At 57.0% G+C, this 22,017-nt stretch carries 19 protein-coding genes; 11 read left to right on the top strand and 8 right to left on the bottom strand.

The features are described from left to right. Nucleotides 1-23 precede the first annotated feature (23 nt). The 4 genes from E1180_RS02270 to E1180_RS02255 form a co-directional block, all read right to left on the bottom strand. A complete protein-coding gene (locus E1180_RS02270; protein WP_155189466.1) occupies nt 24-1,085 on the bottom strand; it encodes a quaternary amine ABC transporter ATP-binding protein in 1,062 nt (353 codons plus the stop codon). 13 nt (nt 1,086-1,098) lie between these two features. Then, entirely contained in the window at nt 1,099-2,052 is a 954-nt protein-coding gene (locus tag E1180_RS02265; protein ID WP_244313938.1) for an ABC transporter permease, read from the bottom strand. 180 nt (nt 2,053-2,232) lie between these two features. Further along, a complete protein-coding gene (locus E1180_RS02260) occupies nt 2,233-3,207 on the bottom strand; it encodes an ABC transporter substrate-binding protein (RefSeq protein ID WP_155189464.1) in 975 nt (324 codons plus the stop codon). 362 nt (nt 3,208-3,569) lie between these two features. Then, nucleotides 3,570-4,556, bottom strand: a complete 987-nt coding sequence (locus tag E1180_RS02255) for a GlxA family transcriptional regulator (RefSeq protein WP_155189463.1) — start codon at nt 4,554-4,556, stop codon at nt 3,570-3,572. A gap of 106 nt (nt 4,557-4,662) precedes the next feature. Between E1180_RS02255 and E1180_RS02250 the strand changes: the two genes are divergently transcribed. From E1180_RS02250 to E1180_RS02220, 7 genes are all read left to right on the top strand, one after another. Beyond that, complete coding sequence (locus E1180_RS02250) at nt 4,663-5,913, top strand: sarcosine oxidase subunit beta family protein (protein WP_341873539.1); 1,251 nt, start codon at nt 4,663-4,665, stop codon at nt 5,911-5,913. A gap of 14 nt (nt 5,914-5,927) precedes the next feature. Then, the gene (locus E1180_RS02245) at nt 5,928-6,215 is read left to right on the top strand and encodes a sarcosine oxidase subunit delta (RefSeq protein ID WP_155189461.1); all 288 of its coding nucleotides are present in this window, start codon (nt 5,928-5,930) and stop codon (nt 6,213-6,215) included. Beyond that, nucleotides 6,212-9,169, top strand: a complete 2,958-nt coding sequence (locus tag E1180_RS02240; protein ID WP_155189460.1) for a sarcosine oxidase subunit alpha family protein — start codon at nt 6,212-6,214, stop codon at nt 9,167-9,169. Before E1180_RS02245 ends, E1180_RS02240 begins: the two co-directional genes overlap by 4 nt. Then, complete coding sequence (locus tag E1180_RS02235; RefSeq protein ID WP_155189459.1) at nt 9,162-9,752, top strand: sarcosine oxidase subunit gamma; 591 nt, start codon at nt 9,162-9,164, stop codon at nt 9,750-9,752. The genes E1180_RS02240 and E1180_RS02235 overlap by 8 nt, the downstream gene beginning before the upstream one ends. Nucleotides 9,753-10,295: 543 nt before the next feature. Beyond that, nucleotides 10,296-11,395 (top strand): IS3 family transposase gene (locus E1180_RS02230; RefSeq protein WP_155189458.1). Its coding sequence is split into 2 segments (ribosomal slippage): nt 10,296-10,548 and nt 10,548-11,395, totalling 1,101 coding nucleotides; the frame shifts between segments, so codons are not numbered across the junction. A gap of 33 nt (nt 11,396-11,428) precedes the next feature. Beyond that, complete coding sequence (locus tag E1180_RS02225) at nt 11,429-11,773, top strand: cyclic nucleotide-binding domain-containing protein (RefSeq protein WP_155189457.1); 345 nt, start codon at nt 11,429-11,431, stop codon at nt 11,771-11,773. A gap of 84 nt (nt 11,774-11,857) precedes the next feature. After that, nucleotides 11,858-12,709: a hypothetical protein gene (locus E1180_RS02220; protein ID WP_155189456.1), complete on the top strand. Its 852-nt coding sequence runs from the start codon at nt 11,858-11,860 to the stop codon at nt 12,707-12,709. Nucleotides 12,710-12,755: 46 nt separating this feature from the next. Here E1180_RS02220 and E1180_RS02215 read toward each other — a convergent pair whose 3' ends face one another. From E1180_RS02215 to E1180_RS02200, 4 genes are all read right to left on the bottom strand, one after another. Next, a complete protein-coding gene (locus E1180_RS02215) occupies nt 12,756-13,067 on the bottom strand; it encodes a hypothetical protein (RefSeq protein ID WP_208996856.1) in 312 nt (103 codons plus the stop codon). Nucleotides 13,068-13,318: 251 nt separating this feature from the next. Further along, nucleotides 13,319-13,996, bottom strand: coding sequence for a glutathione S-transferase family protein (locus E1180_RS02210; RefSeq protein WP_155189454.1), 678 nt, complete (start codon nt 13,994-13,996; stop codon nt 13,319-13,321). Further along, nucleotides 13,993-14,547 (bottom strand): NADPH-dependent FMN reductase, encoded by a 555-nt coding sequence (locus E1180_RS02205; RefSeq protein ID WP_155189453.1) that lies wholly within the window; start codon nt 14,545-14,547, stop codon nt 13,993-13,995. The genes E1180_RS02210 and E1180_RS02205 overlap by 4 nt, the downstream gene beginning before the upstream one ends. Before the next feature lie 21 nt (nt 14,548-14,568). Next, the gene (locus E1180_RS02200; RefSeq protein WP_155189452.1) at nt 14,569-15,102 is read right to left on the bottom strand and encodes a cytochrome b; all 534 of its coding nucleotides are present in this window, start codon (nt 15,100-15,102) and stop codon (nt 14,569-14,571) included. 120 nt (nt 15,103-15,222) lie between these two features. Between E1180_RS02200 and E1180_RS02195 the strand changes: the two genes are divergently transcribed. The 4 genes from E1180_RS02195 (at nt 15,223) to E1180_RS02180 (ending at nt 21,618) form a co-directional block, all read left to right on the top strand. Continuing rightward, entirely contained in the window at nt 15,223-16,086 is an 864-nt protein-coding gene (locus E1180_RS02195; protein ID WP_155189451.1) for a LysR family transcriptional regulator, read from the top strand. 228 nt (nt 16,087-16,314) lie between these two features. Beyond that, a complete protein-coding gene (locus E1180_RS02190; RefSeq protein WP_155189450.1) occupies nt 16,315-17,430 on the top strand; it encodes an efflux RND transporter periplasmic adaptor subunit in 1,116 nt (371 codons plus the stop codon). 2 nt (nt 17,431-17,432) lie between these two features. Then, a complete protein-coding gene (locus E1180_RS02185) occupies nt 17,433-20,519 on the top strand; it encodes an efflux RND transporter permease subunit (RefSeq protein WP_155189449.1) in 3,087 nt (1,028 codons plus the stop codon). A gap of 136 nt (nt 20,520-20,655) precedes the next feature. Continuing rightward, the gene (locus E1180_RS02180; protein ID WP_196220505.1) at nt 20,656-21,618 is read left to right on the top strand and encodes an alpha/beta hydrolase; all 963 of its coding nucleotides are present in this window, start codon (nt 20,656-20,658) and stop codon (nt 21,616-21,618) included. Nucleotides 21,619-22,017: the final 399 nt, after the last annotated feature.

Genomic DNA, 22,017 nt, shown 5'->3' with positions numbered 1-22,017 from the left:
TCGTCGTCAAGCAGGCCTGCGCTTCAGTACTTCCTCGCGCCAGCTTCCGAGGCCACACGCGGCACTAAGGCGCGCACGAGCTCGGTCATGTCGAGCGTTCCTACCGCTGCGCCGTCCTTCATCACAATATAGGAATGCGATGTGTCGCCACCAGACAGGGCAATCATGCTTTCGAGGGTGTTGTCGTAGTCGACTTCCCCGTGGGCTCCCGGCGGCACCGGATTGCCGTCGAGCGGCGTCATGATCGAGCGCACCTTGAGCACACGGGCGCGGTTGATGTCGCTGACGAAGTCTTCGATGTAAGGGTCGTTGGGGTTCAGCAGGATATGCTGCGGTTCGCCTTGCTGAACAATGTAGCCATCCTTCAGAATGACAAGGTGATCGGCCAACTTCAGCGCCTCGTCGAGATCGTGGGTGATGAACACAATTGTCTTGTGCAGCTCGGTCTGAAGCTCGAGCAGAAGGTCCTGCATATCGGTGCGGATCAGCGGGTCGAGTGCCGAAAAGGCTTCATCCATCAGCATGATCGGCGAGTTGGAAGTCAGCGCGCGTGCGATGCCGACACGCTGCTGCATCCCGCCGGAAAGCTGATGTGGATAGTGTTCGCCGAACCCCTGGAGACCAACCCGTTGGAGCCATTTCTGGGCTTCGACCACGAACTCCTGCTTAGGAACGCCGCGGACCTGGAGTGTGGTGCCGGCGTTGTAAACCACTGTTCGGTGCGGCAGGAGCGCGAATTTCTGGAACACCATCGACATGGTCTCGCGCCGGAGCTGGCGGAGCTTCTCCTCGCCATAGGCCAAGACGTCCTCGCCATCGATGTCGATCTCACCCGCGGTGGGTTCGATCAGACGGTTGAGATGGCGGATGAGGGTCGACTTGCCCGAGCCGGACAAGCCCATGATGACCGTGATCTCGCCTTCGCGCATATCGACGTTGATGTCTCTCAGGCCGAGCACATGGCCATTCTGTTCCAAAAGCTCCGACTTGGTGGTGCCGCCATACACGCGGTTCAGCGCGTCCTCTGGATTGGCACCGAAAATCTTGTAGAGATTGCGGATCGAAATCTTGATCTTGTCGCTCATGTCGCCGCGCCCCTCAATGCTTCTGCGCCGCGTTCACGCGGTCGAGCGCCGCCTTGGTGACGCGGTCGAGAATGATGGCCAGGAGCACAATGCCAAGGCCCGAGATCAGACCAACGCCAAGCTCGAGGTTGCGGATACCGCGAAGCACGAGCACGCCCAGCCCTGGCGCCGAAACCAGCGATGCGATGACTACCATGGCGAGGCTCATCATAATGGTCTGGTTCACGCCGGCCATAATGTTGGGCAGCGCCAGCGGGATCTGCACGCCGAACAGCTTCTGTCGGCTGGTCATTCCGAAGGAGTCTGCGGCCTCGATCACGTCTTTGTCGACGAGCCTAATGCCGAGGTCGGTCAGACGGATTACCGGCACGATCGCGTATAGGATGATGGCGATGCCGTAAAGCTTCGGTTCAGTGACAGAGAACAAGAAAATCAGCGGGATGAGATAGACAAATGGCGGTAGCGTCTGGAGCATGTCAAGCACAGGGATCGTCATGCGTTGCAGCCTGTCGCTGCGTGACATCGCAATGCCGATGGGGACCCCCAACAGAACGCAAAGGAAAGCGCAGACGAAAATGATCGCCAAGGTCTGCATCGCGTAATCGTAATGATCGATAAACGCCAGGAACGCCAGGCAGGCGATGACGAAGGCCACCAGCCGCATCGACTTTGACGCGAAGTAGACCACTACCATTAGGAGCGGCAGCATGATCCACCATGGTGTGACCTCGAACAGCGAGAGCGTTGATTCCAGGATCCAGCTTAGCGGTTGCGTAAGCGGGTCGAGGACGAAGCGCAACGCGTCCTTCATTGCAAGGAAGCCGTTTTCAACGCCCTTGGTCACATCCCGCGTTTGCACGATCTGCGCACAAGCCTTGTTCAATTCGTCGAGCGAGGGGAACGGAAGGTTCCAAATAGAGCTTACCTCGCGGGCGCCGCTCTGCGCAAGCAGGTCCGCCATCGACATCGTTGCACTGCCAGTATTTCCAGCGTCGCACCAGTCTCGTAACCCGAGCCCGTCAAAAACGAAATCATATGTGGCCACGACGAAGTACCCCCACGACAAAGGGCCTGTCCCGCCCCGCTAATTTAGATAATCGGAGTAGGAAGCGCCGCCGCACAAATCGTCAGCGGCGGCGCTCTAAGATTATTTGATAAAAGCCGCAAGTTTTTCGCGTGCAGCGTCGTTGACCCATTGCGACCAGACATCCGAATGGTTGGTTAGGAAGTACACGGCAGCCTCCTCGGCCGAGGCGCTGTTTTCTTCCTGCCATGCGAGAACCGAGCTCAAGAGCCCTGTCTCGAAGCTGACTTTGCCCATGAGGGCGGCAATCTCTGGCTCTTTCTCGTTCAGAGCAGCTGTCGCAACGGTAAGGACCGGCGCCGGCGGGAAATCTGAAACGCCCGGATTCGCGGTGTCTTTGTTCTGGTTGCTGGCGTGAATGTCGGCATCAACGGCGCCGATCGCGACCTTGGTCATCGCATATTTGCCGAGCACCGCGGTGGGGCCGTAATAATATCCGAACCACGGTTCTTGGTTTTCGTAAGCCGCTGCGATCGAGGTCGCGAGGGTTTCACCCGAACCGTGGTCGAAGACTTCCATGCTATTACGCATACCGAGCGCGTTGATCAGGTTATCATTGACGATCCGGCAGCCCCAGCCATCGGGGCAGTTGTTGAAGCGTCCCCCGACAAGCTCCGGATTGGCCATCACGCCTTCGATCGTAGACAGCTCGGGATGCTTTTCGGCCAGGTAGCTGGGGATCCACCATCCTTCTACCCCACCGGGATCGAACACGTCGGCCAACCGGGAGACCTTGCCATCGGCCTCAAGCTTCGCATAGACGTCGCCGGTCGAGTTGAGCCACAGCTCAGTGACGATATCGGGTTCGCCGTTCTCGGCCAGTGATGCCACCGAGGTGGTCGTTGCGGAGGGCACCTTCTCGACCGTGCAGCCGTAGCCCTGTTCCATCAGGAACTTCGAGACCTCGGTGATGATCTGTGACGAGGCCCAGTTCATTTCGGTGATCGAGACATCGCCGCATTCGGCTTGGGCCGCGGTTGCAGTTGTCAGAGCAAAGCCGGTCACAAGGCCAGCCAAGAGTTTTTTGGTATTGTTCATGTCTTACTCCCTTTGGATGTCCGCTTGTCTCGCCTGATTTCTTTCTTGTGCTCTTGGGCGCAAACAGAACAGCAAAAAGCTTAGGTCAGGCCTTAACTTCATACAATTCGAAACTATTTATTCTAATTTCAATTTTTCTGAAATCCTCAGGAGCGTGAACGGGCGATGGGTCATGCGGTGTTGCGGACCAGTGCTTTGCCTGCCGGCAGAAACCAATCGTCCGAGGAGCCGGCCGACAAAAGCAGGTAAACCTTGTGCCCGGTGCACAGCACGATTACGCCGAGCTGACGGTTCTATGGGATACTTCGGCAAGGCGAACGAGTTCGTGAGCGGCGTAAAGCGGCCCGGGACACAGGTGTTTCCTATCCGGTTTGTTTATTGCGCCTTTCTGTCGGGGACAGAGCGAACTTGGACCGGTAGGACTTGGCAAAATGGGCCTGGTTGACGAAACCGGTTGTCATTGCAACTTCCATGAGCGGCAATCTGGTCTTGCGGACCAGTTCATCGGCTTTCTGAAGCCTGAGGTCCATATAACATTGCATGATACCCTTGCCGAAGTCCTCATCGAAACGGCGTTGCAATTGGCGGGGGCCAATCCCCGACAGCATTGCGATCTGACTAAGGCTCAACGGATCTGCAAGGTGGTTTTCCATGAGTTCAAGGGCCGTGAGAACCTTTGGATGGAGCTGCTTATCGTGTCCGGCATAACCGGATTTTTGCGGCGCGTCGGCGGCGCGGATGCCGGTGTGTATAAACCAGTCGCTGACCGCGCCCGCCAACTCCGCGCCGTGGCTCGAGCGGATCAAGGCGTGCATCATGTCCAGCGGCGCAACACCGCCCGCGCAGGTGTAACGGTCCCGGTCCATGACAAAGAGCCGGCGTTCCATCAGAAAGTCGCCGGAAAGCGCTCTCAATTCCTCAAAGTGTTCCCAATGTACCGTGAAACGGCGGTTACGAAGTGTGCCGGCCTTGGCCAGGAGAACCGCGCCGCTGGAAATCCCACCCAGAGGCATTCCATGGACGCCAAACCGTCTGAGGCGTTCGATCACCTCTTCGTCGTCAAAGCTCATTGGATTGCCGCCAACAACCACAAAGAGGATGTCGATCCGGTTACCGACGTTTTTCAAAGGTTCGGTCTCGAACATTGCGCCACAGGAAGAGATGGCTTGCCCGCCGCCTTTGGAGAAGAACTTCACATCGTACAGCTGTTTCCCGCTTAATAGATTTGCAGCGCGCAGCGGTTCGATAGCGGAGGACGCCGACATCATGGCGAAACCGTCGATGAAGAAAAAACCGATTCTGCGTAGGTCGTTGCCTTTGGCAGCCTTCAACTCGGGATCTTGGGTCATGCCTTCTCAATATCAATGGCGTAATTGGAAAACAATACGGCAAGAATAGAGAAGACTGATTTGCGTAGTCCGGCAAACTCATGTCACGAAATCTGGCGAGGTGATCGTGACATATTCAGGCTTCAGGCTGATCAAGGAGGCTCTGACGGGGCACAAGGGGTGGAAGGCCGCCTGGCGGGACCCCGAGCCGCAGCCCCATTATGACTTTGTTATCGTGGGCGGCGGCGGACATGGCCTGGCAACGGCACACTATCTGGCCAAGGTGTATCGGAAATCCAGCATCGCGGTTCTGGAAAAGGGGTGGATCGGCCGCGGAAACGTCGGTCGGAACAGCACGATCATCCGCGCCAACTATCTGCTTCCGGGCAACGAGCCATTCTACGAGCATTCCCTAAGGTTGTGGGAAGGTCTGGAGCAGGATCTCAACTACAATGCCATGGTTAGCCAGCGCGGAATCATGAACCTGATCCACACCGATGCGCAGCGCGATGCCTTCCGCCGCCGCGGCAATTCGATGATTCTGCACGGCTCCGATGCCGAACTCCTGGATCGGGAGGAAGTGCGCCGGGAGGCGCCGTTCCTGAATTTCGACCATGTGCGTTTTCCTATCAAGGGAGCCTTGATGCACCGGCGCGGCGGGACCGTGCGTCACGATGCGGTGGCCTGGGGCTATGCCCGCTCGGCCGACCGCCATGGCGTGGACATCGTCCAGAACTGCGAAGTGACCGGCTTCAGAATTGAGAACGGCAAGATGCGCGGCGTTGAAACGTCCCGCGGCTACATCGGAGCCGGAAAGGTTGGCGTTGCGGTTGCCGGATCGTCCAGCAAGGTAATGTCCTATGCGGGCATGCGCCTGCCCATTGAAAGCCACGTCTTGCAAGCCTTCGTCTCGGAGGGGTTGAAGCCGGTCTTGCCGGGGGTCATCACCTTTGGCGCCGGCCACTTTTATGTCAGCCAGTCGGACAAGGGCGGGCTGGTCTTCGGCGGTGATATCGACGGCTATAACAGCTATGCGCAGCGCGGCAATCTGCCGGTGGTCGAGGACGTGTGCGAGGGCGGCATGGCCTTGATGCCGATGATTGGCCGGGCGCGGCTCTTGCGTATGTGGGGCGGCATCATGGACATGTCCATGGACGGTTCGCCCATCATCGACCGCACCCCTGTCGACGGCCTGTATTTCAACGGCGGCTGGTGTTACGGCGGCTTCAAGGCAACACCGGCATCGGGCATGGTCTTTGCCCACCTTCTTGCAAATGACAGGCCCCACGACACAGCGACCGCCTACCGGTTCGACCGTTTCGAAAAGGGGCTGATGATCGACGAGCGGGGCGCGGGCGCCCAGCCGAACCTGCACTGAGGGCGAGAAAAAAAATGATCATTCCGCATCCGATTTTGGGTCCGAGAGACGCCCAAGAGTTCGTCTATCTGGGCGACGCCTCCCTGCTGAACCGGCCGGACTGGCAATGTGATAACGCGGCCCGAGAATTCTGCGACTATCAATACTTGCGGGGCAACCCGGCAGGCATCCACCGGGAACTGTGGTTCCATGAGCAAGGCGACCGGTCCTGGCTGGTGGTCACCCGGGACACCACGACCCACGAAATTCTCAAGGCCGAGCTGGCCCGCGATGTTGCTAGAGCTGGGGGAACCACCAAATGAGCCAGTTGAACCGCCTGTCCGGCGGCCTGATCGACCGGTCCAGCCCTTTGACCTTCACGTTCGATGGCCGGGGTTTCTCGGGTTTCAAGGGTGATACGCTGGCGTCCGCGCTGCTGGCGAACAACGTCCGGCTGATGGGCCGCAGCTTCAAGTATCACCGCCCGCGCGGGGTTGTCGCCTCCGGGTCGGAAGAGCCGAACGCACTGGTCGAGGTGCGCTCCGGGCCCCACCGTGATCCCAACACTCGGGCAACGGTTGCGGAGCTTTTCGACGGGCTGAGCGCGGTCAGCCAGAACCGCTGGCCGTCGCTGAGCTTTGATGCCATGGGCATCAACGATGCGTTTTCCAGTTTTTTGACCGCCGGCTTCTACTACAAGACCTTCATGTGGCCCAAGGCCTTTTGGGAAAAGGTCTACGAGCCGGTCATCCGGCGGGCCGCGGGCCTCGGCGCCCTGTCCATGGAGCCAGATCTTGATACTTATGACAAGGGCTTCCTGCATTGCGATCTTCTGGTGATTGGTGCGGGGCCGGCGGGTCTGGCCGCGGCGCTGACCGGGGCCCGGTCCGGTACCCGTGTCGTCCTGGCGGATGAGGATTTCGAAGCGGGCGGCCGCCTGACGTCGGAGAACATGGAGCTGAATGGCAAACCGGCCACTGAGTGGCTGGCCGCGGCACTGGAGGAACTGCGCGCGTGCAGGAACGTGCGCATTCTGTCGCGGACAACGGTCTACGGCGCCTATGATCACGGCGTTTATGGTGCCTTGGAACGGGTCTCCGATCACCTTGGCAATCCGGACCCGGATTTGCCGCGCCAGATTCTGTGGCGGATTTATTCCAGACAGGCGGTGTTGTGTGCCGGTGCGACGGAACGGCCGATCGCCTTTGAAAACAACGACCGTCCGGGCATCATGCTGGCCGGTGCCATGCGGGCCTATGCCAACCGCTGGGCAGCCGCGGCCAGCACCAGGATCGCCGTCTTCACCAACAATGACGACGGCCACCGGACGGCGCGGGACCTGCTGGCCAAGGGCGTGGACGTGGCAGCGGTCGTTGACGTCAGGCCGGATGCGCCCAAGACCGGCGATTATGAACTTCTGGCCGGTGCCAGTGTCGTGGATGCCGGCGGACGTCTGGGGCTGAAGGAAATTCAGGTCCGTCTGGCCGGCGGCAGCTCGCGGCAGATCTCCTGCGGAGCGCTTGGCGTTTCCGGCGGCTGGAACCCGGCCGTGTCGCTGACCAGCCATCAGCGGGGGCGGCCCGTCTGGCAGGACGACATTGCTGCGTTCGTTCCCGGACCTTCACTGCCGTCCGGCATGAGCGTTGCCGGCGCCGCCAATGGGCGGCTGTCGACACACGGTGCCTTTGCCGATGCAGCCGAAAAAGCGGCCAAGGCACTTGCGGCTGCCGGGTTTCAGGCAATCCCGGTCCCCCTCCCGGTTGCCGAAGACAGCCCGGTGGCCGTTTCTGCCGTTTGGCACACGGGCGAAGGCAAGGGCCGGGCATGGCTCGATTTCCAGAACGACGTGACGGTCAAGGATGTCAGGCTGGCGCATCAGGAAGGCTTCAAGTCCGTCGAACACCTGAAACGCTACACCACGCTTGGCATGGCGACCGATCAGGGCAAGCTGTCCAATCTGGGCGGACTGGCCGTCATGGCGGAACTCACCGGCAAGTCCATTCAGGACACCGGCACGACGATCTTCCGTCCGCCATACACATCGGTGCCCATCGCCGCCTTCGCCGGCCGGTCCCGCGGCGAGGAATTCCGTCCGGTCCGCCATACGCCCAGCCATCGGTGGGCCGAGGAGCAGGGCGCGGTCTTCGTGGAAGCGGGCATGTGGCTGCGGGCGCAGTGGTTCCCGCGCGAGGGGGAAACCCATTGGCGGCAAAGCGTTGACCGGGAAGTTTTGGCGGTTCGCAAGTCCGTTGGGGTTTGCGACGTGACCACCCTCGGCAAGGTCGATGTTCAGGGCGCCGATGCGGCGCAATTCCTCAACAAGGTCTATTGCAACGGGTTTACCAAACTGCCGGTCGGTAAGGTCCGGTATGGCTTGATGCTGCGCGAGGACGGCATGGCCATGGATGATGGAACGGCCGCACGTTTGGCCGAAGACCATTATGTCGTTACTACCACGACTGCCAACGCGGTTAGTGTTTACAGGCATATGGAGTTTGTGCGCCAGTGCCTGTGCCCGGATCTTGATGTTCAGCTGATTTCAACCACGGAGGCCTGGGCGCAATATGCGGTGGCAGGCCCCAACTCGCGGGCACTGCTGTGCAAGCTCGTGGACCCGAAATTCGATTTGTCGAACGAGGAGTTCCCGTTTATGGCGTGCGGCGAAATCACCATTTGCGGCGGAGTGCGCGCGCGCCTGTTCCGGATATCCTTTTCCGGGGAGTTGGCCTACGAACTGGCCGTTCCGGCCCGGTATGGCGACAACCTGATGCGTGCCCTCATGACGGCCGGCAAGGACTTCAATGTCACGCCCTATGGCACGGAAGCCCTCGGTGTTCTCAGGATCGAAAAGGGACATGCGGCGGGCAACGAGCTGAACGGGCAGACGTCCGCGGCCCATTTGGGCATGGATCGGATGGTCTCGACCAAGAAAGACAGCATCGGTGCGGTCCTGTCCCGGCGGGAGGGGCTGTGCGATGCAGATGGCTGGCGTCTGATCGGTCTGGAGGCAGTGGAGGCAGATGTAGATCTGCCGGCCGGAGGCCATCTGTTTGAAAGGGGCAAACCGCAACAAGCCAGCAATGACGAGGGCTGGATCACCTCTGCGGCCTATTCGCCGCACTTGGAGAAATCGATAGCACTTGGATATCTTCTAAAGGGCGATCAACGGTTTGGCGAAGAAATCGAGATCGCCAACCCGGTCCAGGGGGCAATACTCAAAGCAAAAGTCGTCAGCCCGCACTTTATCGATCCGGAAGGGGAGCGTCTGCGTGGCTGAGTTTAAATTGAAAGCAAGCCCCGCCCTCGGCGGCACAGCGGCTGGAGCGACGCAAATCGGCCGGTTCCGGCTGCAAGAAAACACCGGCTTTGCGATGGCCTCACTTGCACTGCGCACGGACGATGCAAGGTCCGCCGTGGACCAGGTTTTGGGTTTTGCTGCGCCAGGGCCTGGTTCCTATACCACCGGCGACGAATTCGCCGCTTTCTGGATGAGCTCCGATCAGTGGATGGTGTGTGCATCGCATGACAGCAACGAGCTGCTGGCAAGCCAACTGAAGGACAAGCTTGGAGAACAGGTTTCTGTCAGCGAACAAAACGACGGCTGGGTCTGCCTTGATGTGGAAGGAGCGGACCTTTCAAGCGTCTTTGAGCGTCTGGTCAACGCGGATGTTCATGACCTCAAGAAGGGCACGGCAGTCCGCACCGTTATCGAGCATATCGGCTGTTTTCTCATTTGCCTGGAGAGCGGACATCGCTACCGGCTGCTGGCCGGGCGGTCCTTTGCCCACTCGCTCCATCACGCGGTCGCGGCTGGCCTGCGCTCAACTGTTGCGCTCAACAAGCTGGAGTCGGCCCGGTAAGACTGTAGTGCTCCCCCACTTGAGTGGTCCGTCGTTATGTTTCAGAAAACGGAGGATCTCGGTGTCTTTTGCAATCCTGACAACCAGCCTGGCTAAATTGACTATCAGATACTTGCGCGTGCTAACGGAAAATGGAAGCGCTTGTCTCCTCTGATGGTGCGCAGATCCGCGCAATGACAGCGTATAGCTATTCCGGCAACTCCAAATCGATAAATGGTGTAGTGATGGCACTGCTCGGCCAAGATGGCTCAGAAGTCCTAGTCTACAGGGACGGAAACAGCACTAGGCTGGAGCAAGGCGAAATCCGCTACAATTCATGCACTTAAGCGGATGGCCATAAAGGGCTTGGTTCAAATGCCCGCTATTGTTAATACTTTCCTCTGTTGGAGTCTCCGCGCCGCATCTCTGAATTACCTTCAAAGCCAGACCCTTTACGATTTGCGCTGATCCCAACTGGGTTGCTGGTGTCTTGTGGTTTTGACCTGCGACCCTGAATCTCCTCCATTTTCGTGTAGAGTCCGTCACAATCAGGAGACGGACGGAATGAAGCGTTCACGGTTCACGGAAGAACAGATCATCGGCATTTTGCGGGAGCAGGAAGCGGGGATGAAGACGGCAGATGTGTGCCGCAAGCATGGCATCTCGGAAGCCACCTTCTACAAATACAAGGCCAAGTTTGGCGGTATGGATGTGTCTGATGCCCGCAAGTTAAAGGCGCTGGAAGACGAGAACTCGAGGCTCAAGAAACTCCTGGCAGAAGCCATGCTCGACAACGCCATGCTGAAGGATGTTGCTTCAAAAAAATGGTAACGCCCGATGCAAGGCGAAGTGCTGTGGCTCACCTGTGCACAGGACACGGCGTGAGCCAGCGTCGGGCGTGTGCGGTTTTGCAGGTTGATCGGTCAAGTGTTCGATATCGAAGCCTTCGATCTGATGATGCCGATCTGCGTGAAGCCATGAAGAAGGTTGCGGGTGAACGCCGGCGCTTCGGCTACAGGCGTATTCACCTGATGCTGGAACGTCAGGGCATTACCATGAACCAGAAGAAGCTGAGACGGCTCTATCGCGAGGAAAAGCTGCAAGTCCGCAAACGTGGTGGCCGGAAGCGAGCTTTGGGCACTAGACGGCCGATGGTGTTGCCAGGCAGACCAAACGAATGGTGGAGCCTGGACTTTGTGTCGGATGCCTTTACGGACGGCCGCCGTTTCCGGGTTCTGGCGGTGGTCGATGATTACAGCCGCGAATGCCTGGCGCTTGTGGCTGATACTTCATTGTCCGGCTTGCGGGTCACCCGTGAACTTGATGCGCTTATTCGTCTGCGTGGCAAACCGGTTACTGTGGTCTCAGACAACGGAACCGAACTGACCAGCATGGCCGTTCTCAAATGGTGTCAGGAGACCGGCATCGACTGGCATTACATCCAGCCCGGCAAGCCGATGCAGAATGGATTTGTCGAGAGCTTCAACGGCAGCTTCAGGGACGAATGCCTCAACGAGACACTGTTCGCATCACTCTCCGAAGCCCGATCCCAAATCACCGCGTGGAAGGAGGACTACAACCGAAACAGACCCCACTCATCCCTGGGCAATCTCACGCCCTGCGAATTCGCATTGAAAATGACATTGCAAAAACAGGCCGCATGAGGTCAAAAATCAAATGAAGGACTCCGCGCTAAATTGGAAGAAACTCGGGTCTCAGGTCACACTGCATCAGATGATCTTATCGCCATGACGGATGTGGCCGGTCTTGCCATTCCCGACGATGTTTTCAAGCGCGAGTATCTAGACGGAGGGTTGTTTGGCACTTACCTGCGGATCAAGTCGATGGACACGCATCTTTTTGACAAAGAACTCATTTGCGCAAAGACCTCCGGTCGGACCGAGGTACGCTATCAGTTTCTTGAACAATATCACCTGAACGTTATCTCATCCGTGCCACAGAAGGATATTGCCCGGTTTCTTGGCATTACGCCTCAGGGACTTTCGCGTTTCCTGCGAATGAGAAAATCCGGAACCAGTTAACCCAGGTTCATCAACGACAGGATTTCTGCGTTAGAGATCGACGGCTTTCGCCCTCAGGGGCAATTGACCGGAGAGATGAAATCCATGACGAACCTGCAAATGCCAGCCACACGGGACTATGGTTGGGCGCTCAAGCCTGTATCCTCGTCGCACTTTAACATTCATCAGAAGGGCAACGGTCAGTTCTGTGTTGTTTTAAATCATGCCTTGCTGCGCGGTGTTTCAGCAGAAATGCTCCACTGGTGGTTTTTGAACTTCACACGCTTGCGGGTCCTGCTGAAGGATGTTCCCGGCTACGTATTGCAAGAAGTTCCGGGCTATTGGCTTTGGCATCCGGTGGATCATCTCAGTGCCACCCTTTCGGGCAACCTTGGACCTGGCGGTGTTGCCAAGGAAGGGTGTTCCATTCACATTCGCGAAGCCATGCAATACGACCGCTTTGGTTGGAAGTATCCAGTCGATGCCAAATTGAAGGTGTACTACGTGGGTTCTGATGGCTGGGCCATGGGCAAAGCACTGCCGCTGGTCGGCCCGGTTATGATGCTGCGTATCCACTTCAAGGACGTTTTTGAGGACGGGCAGCACGTCGGCGTGCACTACCACTACGAAGTCGTGATTGGGGCAACAGGCAACAATCCTGTCACACGTTTTATCAATCGCAAGATTGCATCCGAATTTGGTCCTGAGTTCTTCGCCGCCTGGCACCGGCACAATGTGATCGAGGTTGGCACCTTCGAGAACTTCCTTCCTGCTCTTTTTGCGCAGAAAGATGCATCTTCATCCGTTGAATACGCGCGCGATATGAACCCCGACCTTCCGTCTCCGGATACGCAGACAGGTTATGACTGGGCGCTGTTCGAAAGGCGCCTCAGTGGATACAAGAACTCTGACACCCCTTATGTGTACCAGCAGTACCAAAGCCCGTCATTCTTATAAGATCTGGCGGGCTTTCGTCGGGAGGGAGCAAGAGAGCCGAAGAACGTTAGGTCGTTCTGGCTTCCTGGCGGGAATTGCGCCGCGACAGCCCAACCCAAACTGAGAGCAGGATCGCAGAGCCAGACACCAAGGTCATCACGGTTCCAGGGAAGAAGTGAACGAAGCCCCCCAGATCCATGAACACGAAATAGCCGACATCAGTCAGGCCACCGACTACAGCGGTGAAAAACAGCCAGGTGAAGTCTCCTCGCCAGATGTAAATCCCACCCGCGACAGTAAACAGGCCAATCCAGAGCAGATTGTAGCCATGCTGATTGATCAAGGCATCGGTCGCCGTGTGGTATGTGGCATGGAACATCGCCGGGTCGACCGCATCAGCGACGCCCGCGATCGAATCCGGTGCTCCTTGCGCGATGGTCAGGACACCGGCGAGGGCATGGACCAGTCCCCAAATGACCCATAGAACTGTGATGATTTTCAGTTTTGTTGACTGTAATTTGTCACTGGCTCTTCTCCAATACCCTGGTGCTAGTCAGCTTTGACCGGATCGCTTGCCAAAATTGATGAGATGGTCATTCACGAAGCGGTTGCTAAGGTGAGTTCATTTTCTCAGCTGAAGTTAGACGGAAACAGCGCGCGCACCGCCTCATCGTCAAACTCAGGTTTGCGGCGGAGACCGGCGCCAACATTCCGAGCGCGTTCAGCTGCAGGACGAGAGCTGATCCGGTCATGCCAGGCTTTGACGTGTGGAAAAGTATCCAGCTCATCTGCGCCCAGGACGCCGTCGTGACGCTCTACCCAACCCCAGGCGGCCATGTCGACGATGCTGTAGTCGTCCCCGAGGAACCAGGTCTTACCGGAGAGGTGATCGTCCATGACCTCATAGTGACGCCGTGCCTCGAATTTATAACGGCGCTTGGCGTAGTCGCCGCCTTCTGCCGCACCTGCAGTTTGAAAATGAATCCATTGGCCACTGTAAGGGCCAAGACCGGTCGCAATAAACATCAGCCAGGACAGTAACTCGGCGCGATCTTCTGCTTTGCCAAGAAAGCGGTCATGCTTTTCGGCGAGATAGAGCAAGATTGCATTTGAATCGAAAACGCGCACGCCGTCATCCTCAATTACTGGCGTCTTGCCATTGGGGTTAAGGGCACGAAAAGCCTCTGTGTGCTGTTCGCCTTTGAAAATATCGACGGGCGCGATCTCGTATTCCAGCCCCAGTTCTTCCAACGCCAAGGCAACCTTGGCTGGATTGGGCGCACCAATATGAAGGTAGAATTTGATCATGACATTTTCTGGCCTTTAATTGACAACGCACCCAGCGCCTCATCAATCCGCAGGACATCTTCCTCCCGGATCAACCTTTCGCCATCCCAGGCTTCGCCCCATTTGCCGACGCCATGTTTGTCTTTGATATCCATTCCGAAAAACGGGGCAGTGAGCTCCTGGGTGCCCAGAACATTCGCCCCGGCACGAGGACCGGGCGTCGCCGCCAGCAAGACGACGGGTTTGTCCTGCCAGACCCGCATGTCGATGCGGCTCATCCAGTCATGTATGTTTTTCCAGGCGGCTGTGACGAAGCCATTGTATTCGGCAAAAGACACGATCAACGCGTCGGCTCCGCCAATTTTGGCAAAGAAAGCCCGCGCCAGTGGATGGATCCCATCCGCGTTTTCACGATCAACGGAATAGATCGGCATTTCGTAGTCGTTGAGGTCAAGAAACTCGACTTCAGCGCTCGGCAAGAACCTCGATTGCAAACGGGATGCCGCGTATTGAACCAGCACGCGATTGATCGATTTGCGGCTGTTCGACGCTGCAAAGGCGAGGATTTTCATCGAATTGTCCTTTTAGGTTAGTCAGGTGGTCCGCTTACCGAACCACATCCGGCGCAGCAGTCGGTCTTTGAGGAAAAACTGGTGGTAAACGGCTGCAACAACATGCAGGCCGATCAGCGTGGCCAGCGCGAGCGCGATCAGTCCATGAGCGGCCCGTTGAGGCAGTGTTGCCAGGTCTGGCGGTAGCCGATCCGCCGCCCCACCATAGACGATCGGGAAGAGGCCCGCGCCGAAGGCCGTCGCAAGCCCTGTCAGCACCATCCCAGCGATCAAGGCATAGAAGGCCCAGTGGGTCAGTGTGCCGACGCGGTCCAGCAGGTCGCTGCCCGTGCGCGCAGGGGGCGGATGCTTTGTGAGGAGGCGGGTCGTGAGGCGCACGAGAAGCAATAGGCCAATTGCCATTCCGACAGCCATGTGGCCGCCTAGTCCTTCAACCTTTTCCGCGCTGTCGGACGGCATGTTGGCAAGCACGAGGCCCCCAGCAGCCAGCGCCAGAAGGATCAGCACAGCCATTAGCCAATGCAGTGCAACCAGAAACGGATGGTAACGATGCATGCCATACCTCACTTGACCGGCGTGCAGTATTTCTGGCTTGTTATTCATTCGCACACAATGTGTCCATATGCGCATGATATGCGCGTTGATGTGACATGGTAAAAATGCTAATACAGCACTATGAAACACTGGACCGAACTTCGTTCAGCACTGATGGTCGCGCGGTATGGCACTGTGAGTGCTGCAGCCTCGGAACTGGGTGTCCACCGTGCAACGGTCAACCGGCACATCGAAACGCTGGAGAGCGCACTCAATGCGCGGCTTTTTCACCGGCATGCACAGGGCTATACGCTGACTGATGCCGGTCAAGATATGATGGAGATCGCGGGCCGGGCCGAGGAAATGTTTATCGACCTCGAAGGTCGAAGCCGCGGTCGGGAGAGCCTGATTTCAGGCAGACTTGTCTTCACATCGCTGTCGGGTGTTGCGCCGTTGATTGTTCCAGCCTTGGCTGCATTTCAAAAGTCGCATCCGAACATCGACCTTGAATTCATCGCCGAAGCAAGACTCGCGCGGCTTGAACATGGTGAAGCCCATGTCGCGTTCAGGGTAGGCGCCAAGCCAGACTTCGCCGACTACGTCGTGCTTCCGTTTAAACAGGTTCACTTTAGTCTTTACGCCAGCACAGACTATATCGCCCGATATGGCATGCCGAAGCCGGGAGAATACGAAGGCCATCGTTTTGTTGGCGCGGTTGGCCTTCCTTCGCCTGTGCCTTTCATGGGGTGGATGACGCAAAACGTGGATCCGGAAGCGTTAGCCCTGCGCACCACTAACCAATATGTGATTCAAAACGCGGTCTGCGCGGGGCTTGGGCTCGGTTTCTTGGCAGAGCATGATGTTGAGGGGTTGCCAGAATTGGTAAAGGTCCTGCCTTCAGACCAGACAACGTCCACCCCTCTTTGGATCGTTACCCATGTAGATCTGCATCGAACTGGAAAAATTCAAGAATTTCTGCGCTTTACCAAAGCGATCCAAGACTAGATCAGCTGGCGTTAAATCGGAACCAGTTTATCGCCCAAAGCCGGCCGAATTTGAGTTGCCGCGCATCTTCGGGCGTTTCCACCAAAATGCCCGATGAGCTAGATCGCACGATGCGCATCTTCGCGCATAGTCTGCCAAATTTCCGCGCATTTCATCTATTGCATCAAAATGTCAGCCTGAGGTTGGTCGTTGGTGATACTGTATGGACGGATACGCGAAGGGGTCGGAATGCGGTTTTGGTTTTTGCCCGCCATGTTGGGGATTGCTGTTACTGCCTGTAATCCCCAACAAGATACAACAAACACTGAACCGCCCCCCATTCGTGGGCTGCTGACACAAGAAATACGGGAGAGCACAGGAACCACCGAGCGAAAGTTTCCGGGCGTTCTGGAGCCATCGTCAATTACATCCTTGTCGTTCAAGGTTGGCGGCAAGCTTGGGCCTGTGGATCTTGCGGTGGGCCAACGGGTCGCCGAAGGCCAGCTCCTTGCGGCCCTGGATGATACGCAATTCATCACTGCAATTGATAACGCCAAGGCCGCTGTCGACGAAGCCCGGGCGTTACTGCAACAGGATGAGAATGACCTGGGACGGCAGGAAACCCTTTTTGAGCGCGGCGTGGTTTCAAAGGTGACTGTCGACAACGCCCGGACCGATGTTCAAACTCGGCAAGCCCAACTTACTCAAGCGCAAAAAACTTTGATTTCTGCGGAAGAGGATCTGGAGGACACGAAACTTTTCGCGCCCTTTGACGGGATCATCAATGCGGTCGACGTGGACTCATTTGCTACCGTGGCGTCTGGTACGGTTATAACGTCCCTATATGAGGCCTCCGCATATGAAGTCTCCTTTTCCGTAAACTTCGACACGGTCGCACAGCTTGTGGTTGGCAGCACGGCTACGGTGAGGCTGGCTGATGATCCATCAATTGCGCTGAAAGCGACAGTCAGTGAACTGGGTGAGCGCGCCGATACCGTATCGTCCTTTCCGGTAATCGTGAGATTGGACGAGACCCATCCGATCATACGCGCCGGCATGGCTGTGGAGGTTTCGTTTGAATTCGCCCTGCCCGCAGAACAGGGTTTTTTTATCCCGATGACAGCAGCCGTCAAAGAGGGGCAGATTCCCGAAGATGCCGGACCTGGTAACGTAGTGCCTGTTCCGGTTTATGTCTTTGACCCCCAGACCAACACGGTCAAAAAACGGGAAGTCATGATGGCTGGCATTCGCGAAAACAAACTCGTGATTATTGATGGCCTTGAGCCCGGAGAACGGATTGCAATTGCTGGAGTGTCGTTCCTCCGCGATGGCATGCAGGTCAAACTCCTTGAGACGGACGAGTAATCATGGACTTCCTCACCCGGTTTGGCCTGGAAAAGTCCAGGTTCACCTATCTTGTCATGATCTTGGTCTTGATCATGGGAGCGGGGGCCTATGCCAATCTCGCAAAGCGCGCTGATCCGGAAATCACGATCCGTACCGCTGCTGTTCAGGCGACATTTGACGGCATGGCACCGACCCGGCTGGAAGAACTCATTGCCATCCCGATTGAGAGGAAAATCAGGGAAATTGGTGAAGTTGAAGACATAGAAACCGTCATCACCAATGGTCAAGCCCTGTTCTATATCCACCTATATGATCGCGTGTCCGGCAGCGACATCGAAGGCGCTTGGGAGGACTTGCGCAACAAGATGGACGATGTGGTCGTTGAGTTGCCCGAAGGTACAAACGGACCATTCGTCAACACCGATTACGGCGACGTTTCGATAGCGACCATTGCGCTGACCGGTGACGGTTTTGACCTTGCCTATCTTGAAGATGTTGCCGAAGAGTTCAGACGGGTTCTCTATCAGGTCCCTGGCATTACCAAAGTCTCTTTCCATGGCGTCCAGGAAGAGCGGATCTGGCTAGAACTCGACACGAGAAAACTTGCGTCGGTTGGCGTCCAACTCAATCAACTGCTCAGTGACCTTCAAGCACAGAACGTTATTCTACCCGCTGGCAAAATAGACGCTGGCGGAACGAATGTGGTCTTGCAGGCGAATGGTGATCTTCAAAGTGTTGACGAGATCCGCGGTGTTCTGACCAAGGTAAGTGGCCTGGCTGGTTATGTGCGGCTGTCTGATCTGGTGGATGTGCGCCGGGGCTATGTCGACCCGAAGGAAACGCCTGCATTCTTTAATGGTGAGCCTTCAATCATTCTGAGCCTTGAAATGGCAAGCGGTACGGATATTCAGATCCTGGGCGCGGAGCTTCTTAATGTTATTGAGGGTTTTGAGCGGACCCAGCCGATTGGTATATCCACCAATATTTCCACATTCCAGGAGACAAACGTCACTGAAGCCGTGTCTGGAGCATTGTCAAACGTCGCGCAAACCTTTGTCGTCGTTTTCATCGCAATGCTGTTGTTCCTTGGGTTCCGGCCCGCGGTCGTGATTTCCTGCATCGTGCCCTTTACCATCGCATTTGCCCTGACCAGCATGGGGTTGATCGGCGTGGACGTAGAACAAGTGTCCATCGCGGCTGTAATCATTTCGCTTGGGCTTCTGGTCGATAACGGGCTGGTCGTCGTTGAGGACATCGAGGGCCGGATTAACGCGGGCGAAAGCCCTCAAGAAGCCGCCATCGATGCTGGCGGGCAATATGTGATCCCGTTGGCTGCCGCCTCAATCACAACGGTCTCTGCTTTTATTCCCATGCTGTTGATGGAAGGTGTGGAAGGGGAGTTTGCGTTTTCGCTTGGAGCCGTCGTGTCATCCATGTTGCTGGGTTCCTGGTTGACAGCGCTCTATGTGCTGCCGTTCCTGAGTGTCCGGCTGCTTCGGCAAAAACCTGCCAAGACGGCCGGTCAAAAGTCCGGCCTGATCCACGCTTATGGCGCTTTGACCCGCCGGCTGTTGCCTTTTGGAATTCCAATCATCATTGCAACTTACCTGGCTGTCGCCTTCAGCGGCACGCAGATGTCCCGGCTCAAGTCCGAAATGTTTCCGCTGACCGAACGGGCTGACTTCCTGATCTATATGGATATGCCAAAGGACGCCGCAATTTCAGAGACCGAGCGGCAGGCACTGGAGATCACCGGCTGGCTGACGGACCCGGATATCAATCCCGGTGTCAAGTCCGTCACGGCCTATATCGGTGACGGCGGACCCCGGTTCTACCTGTCGCTGGACCCCGCGGACCCGGATCCTGCAAGTGCGTTTCTGGTGGTGAACACGACGGATTTTGAAGCTGCCGTGGAAACATCGGCCCGCGCGCGGCGCGCCTTTATAGAACAGTTTCCAGCTGCCCGTTTCCGTGTGACACGGTTATCGAATGGCGGCGGAGAGGCCGGACTTGTCGATGTCGAAATATCCGGTCCTGACGCGGATACCCTCATGGCCGCCGGACGCAAATTGGAAGAAGCGTTTGCGGACGTGCCGGATATCGTCAAGAACGAGGCCGACTGGGGCAACAAAGTCATCAAGATCGTTGTCGACATTGCCCAGGACAAAGCCCGCGAGTTTGGCGTTACGTCGGAAGATATCTCCAGTGTTATGGCTTCGTACTTTTCGGGGACCACCTATTCGACGTTCCGGGAAGGCGACGAACAAATCCCCATCGTGCTGCGGGCTGCATCTCCGTTTCGCGATAGCGCCGAAGACTTGGCAAATCTCTCCATTGCAGCGAATGGTGAGCTGATTTCGGTCGACCAGGTGGCTGTATTCCGTCCCACACTGGAATTTTCCGAAATCCGGCGGGAAAATCAGGTCCGGCAAATCATAGTTTCCGCCAAGAGCGACAGTTTAGCGGCGAACCAGCTTCTAGAACGGGTTCAACCGACTATTGATGGCCTTGATCTTGGACCCGGTTACAAGATCCATATTGGCGGCGAACTGGAAGACAATGCCGACGTCAATGGTCAGCTTGGCGGCAACCTGCCCTATGCGATCGGGGTAATGATCCTGGCGCTGGTCTTCCAGTTCAATTCAGCACGCCGCACGCTTGTGACCTTCATGACCATTCCAATTATCCTGATCGGGGCGCCATATGCGATGTTGATCACCGACCGGCCCATGTCTTTCTTTGCCATGTTGGGGCTGATGTCGCTGATGGGCATCATCATCAACAACGCAATTGTGCTGATCAATCAGATCGATCTCAATCTTGAGCATATGGACGTCAAAGATGCGATAGTGAACGCCGCCGAGCAGCGCGCCCGGCCGATCATTTTGACGTCACTCACCACGGTTGGGGGGCTGATCCCCATGGCCATAAGCGGCGGCGCACTGTTTGAACCCATGGCAACGATCATGATTGGCGGGTTGCTGATCGCATCGCCTATGACACTGATTTTCGTCCCAAGCGTTTGCTACTTGTTGATGCGTGGGGAAAAACGCGAAAGTCACACGCGCTCAGGCCCTTCGGAAGTGGAGGGAGCACAGGCTGTCTAAACTGCACGGATACCCAGTCGGAAAGGTCATTCTCCTTGGCATCTGCGTCCTGCTTGCAAGCTGCGGCGGCCGTCCCGCGGAATTTGCCATCTACCCGGAGCAGCCAGCGGAGGGTACCTCAGTTTCGATCCTGACCGTGACATCGCGTGCCGCCGAGGACGACCGGTCAATCCCCTTCGCCGGAGGGCGCAGTGCATCCCTGTCTTACACTGAAATCGATGTCTGGGTGCCGGAAAACCGCAAACCCGGATCGATCAAGCTGCCGGATGAAAAGCCGGATCCCCGGACACAGTTCGGCATTACCGGCTTGACCGATTTAACATCAGAGGCCGCTGCTTTGAGGGCTTTGAACCGGCAGCTGGACCGCCTGCCGCCAGGCAAGAGAGATGTCGTGGTCTTTGTCCATGGCTACAACGTGTCTTATGTGTCCGGCGTTTACCGGCATGCGCAAATCTTGCATGACTTTGGCCGCAATGCGGCCGGCTTGCACTATTCCTGGCCTTCGGCCGCCAAGACCAGCGCCTACTTGTATGATCGTGATAGTGTCCAGTTCTCCCGTGACGGATTGGTCGCCACACTCGAAGTTGCTGCGCGCAGCAAGGCAAACTCTGTTGCGGTTGTTGCGCATTCCATGGGCACACTTTTGACGATGGAGGCTCTGCGGCAAGTGGCGCTCACGGGAAAGACTTCGGTCTTGCGGCGCATCAGCCCCCTGATCCTGGCGGCCCCTGATATTGACGAACGGGTGTTTGAAGCGCAAATCGTGAAGATCAGGCCATTGCCCGAGCCATTCATCATTCTGGCTTCCCAAAAGGATAAGGCTTTGAAACTGTCCCGCGACCTGCGCGGCGGAACACCAAGAGTTGGTCAGGGCAACAATATTGAAGATCTTCAAGGTCTCGGCATCAGCGTCATTGATCTTTCAACCATCACGGACGGGCAAGACGGTGCCTCTCACGCCACGTTCGCCAACTCGCCAACCCTGATTTCGCTGATGCAATCCGGAGCGATATCACCAAATTCACTGCCCGAAGACGAGCAAGCACTTTCAAGCCGTTTAGGAGACCGGGTCGCTGACATGTTCTTTCTGGGGCAATAGGCGTCTGCGCCAACACGTCCAGTGACCAGTATTATCGCCAAAATTGAGAAGCGGCTTAAATGCAAATCCGCTTGAATATCAAAACGCTGTTTCTTCAGTTGCGCATTTGACAAAACGAGAGTCCGCTTTCGGGCCGTTCCCGTCGTTAGTTCCGACCGCAGCGAACAACAGTTTCCCGCCCGAGTTTCGAGTTGAGCGCACCGCGCCAAAGGTCTTGGACGGGCTCGATCCTGACCTTTGCTGCAAAGTGTACGAAGGTCGGCAATGGGCCGGTCTCTTCCATTTGGTCAAAGGTCCGAAAGGTCCGCACTGCCGGCATTTGTTCCATCTGCAACGAACGTCTGTTATCCGCCCTTTGTTATCTTTGCACTGGCTAAACACCGAGACCGACCGACACTT

The organism is Roseibium denhamense, from assembly GCF_009711415.1.
GTDB lineage: Bacteria > Pseudomonadota > Alphaproteobacteria > Rhizobiales > Stappiaceae > Roseibium > Roseibium denhamense.
The sequence above is the reverse complement of the archived record's forward strand: the minus strand, read 5'-3'. Positions and strand labels throughout refer to the sequence as shown.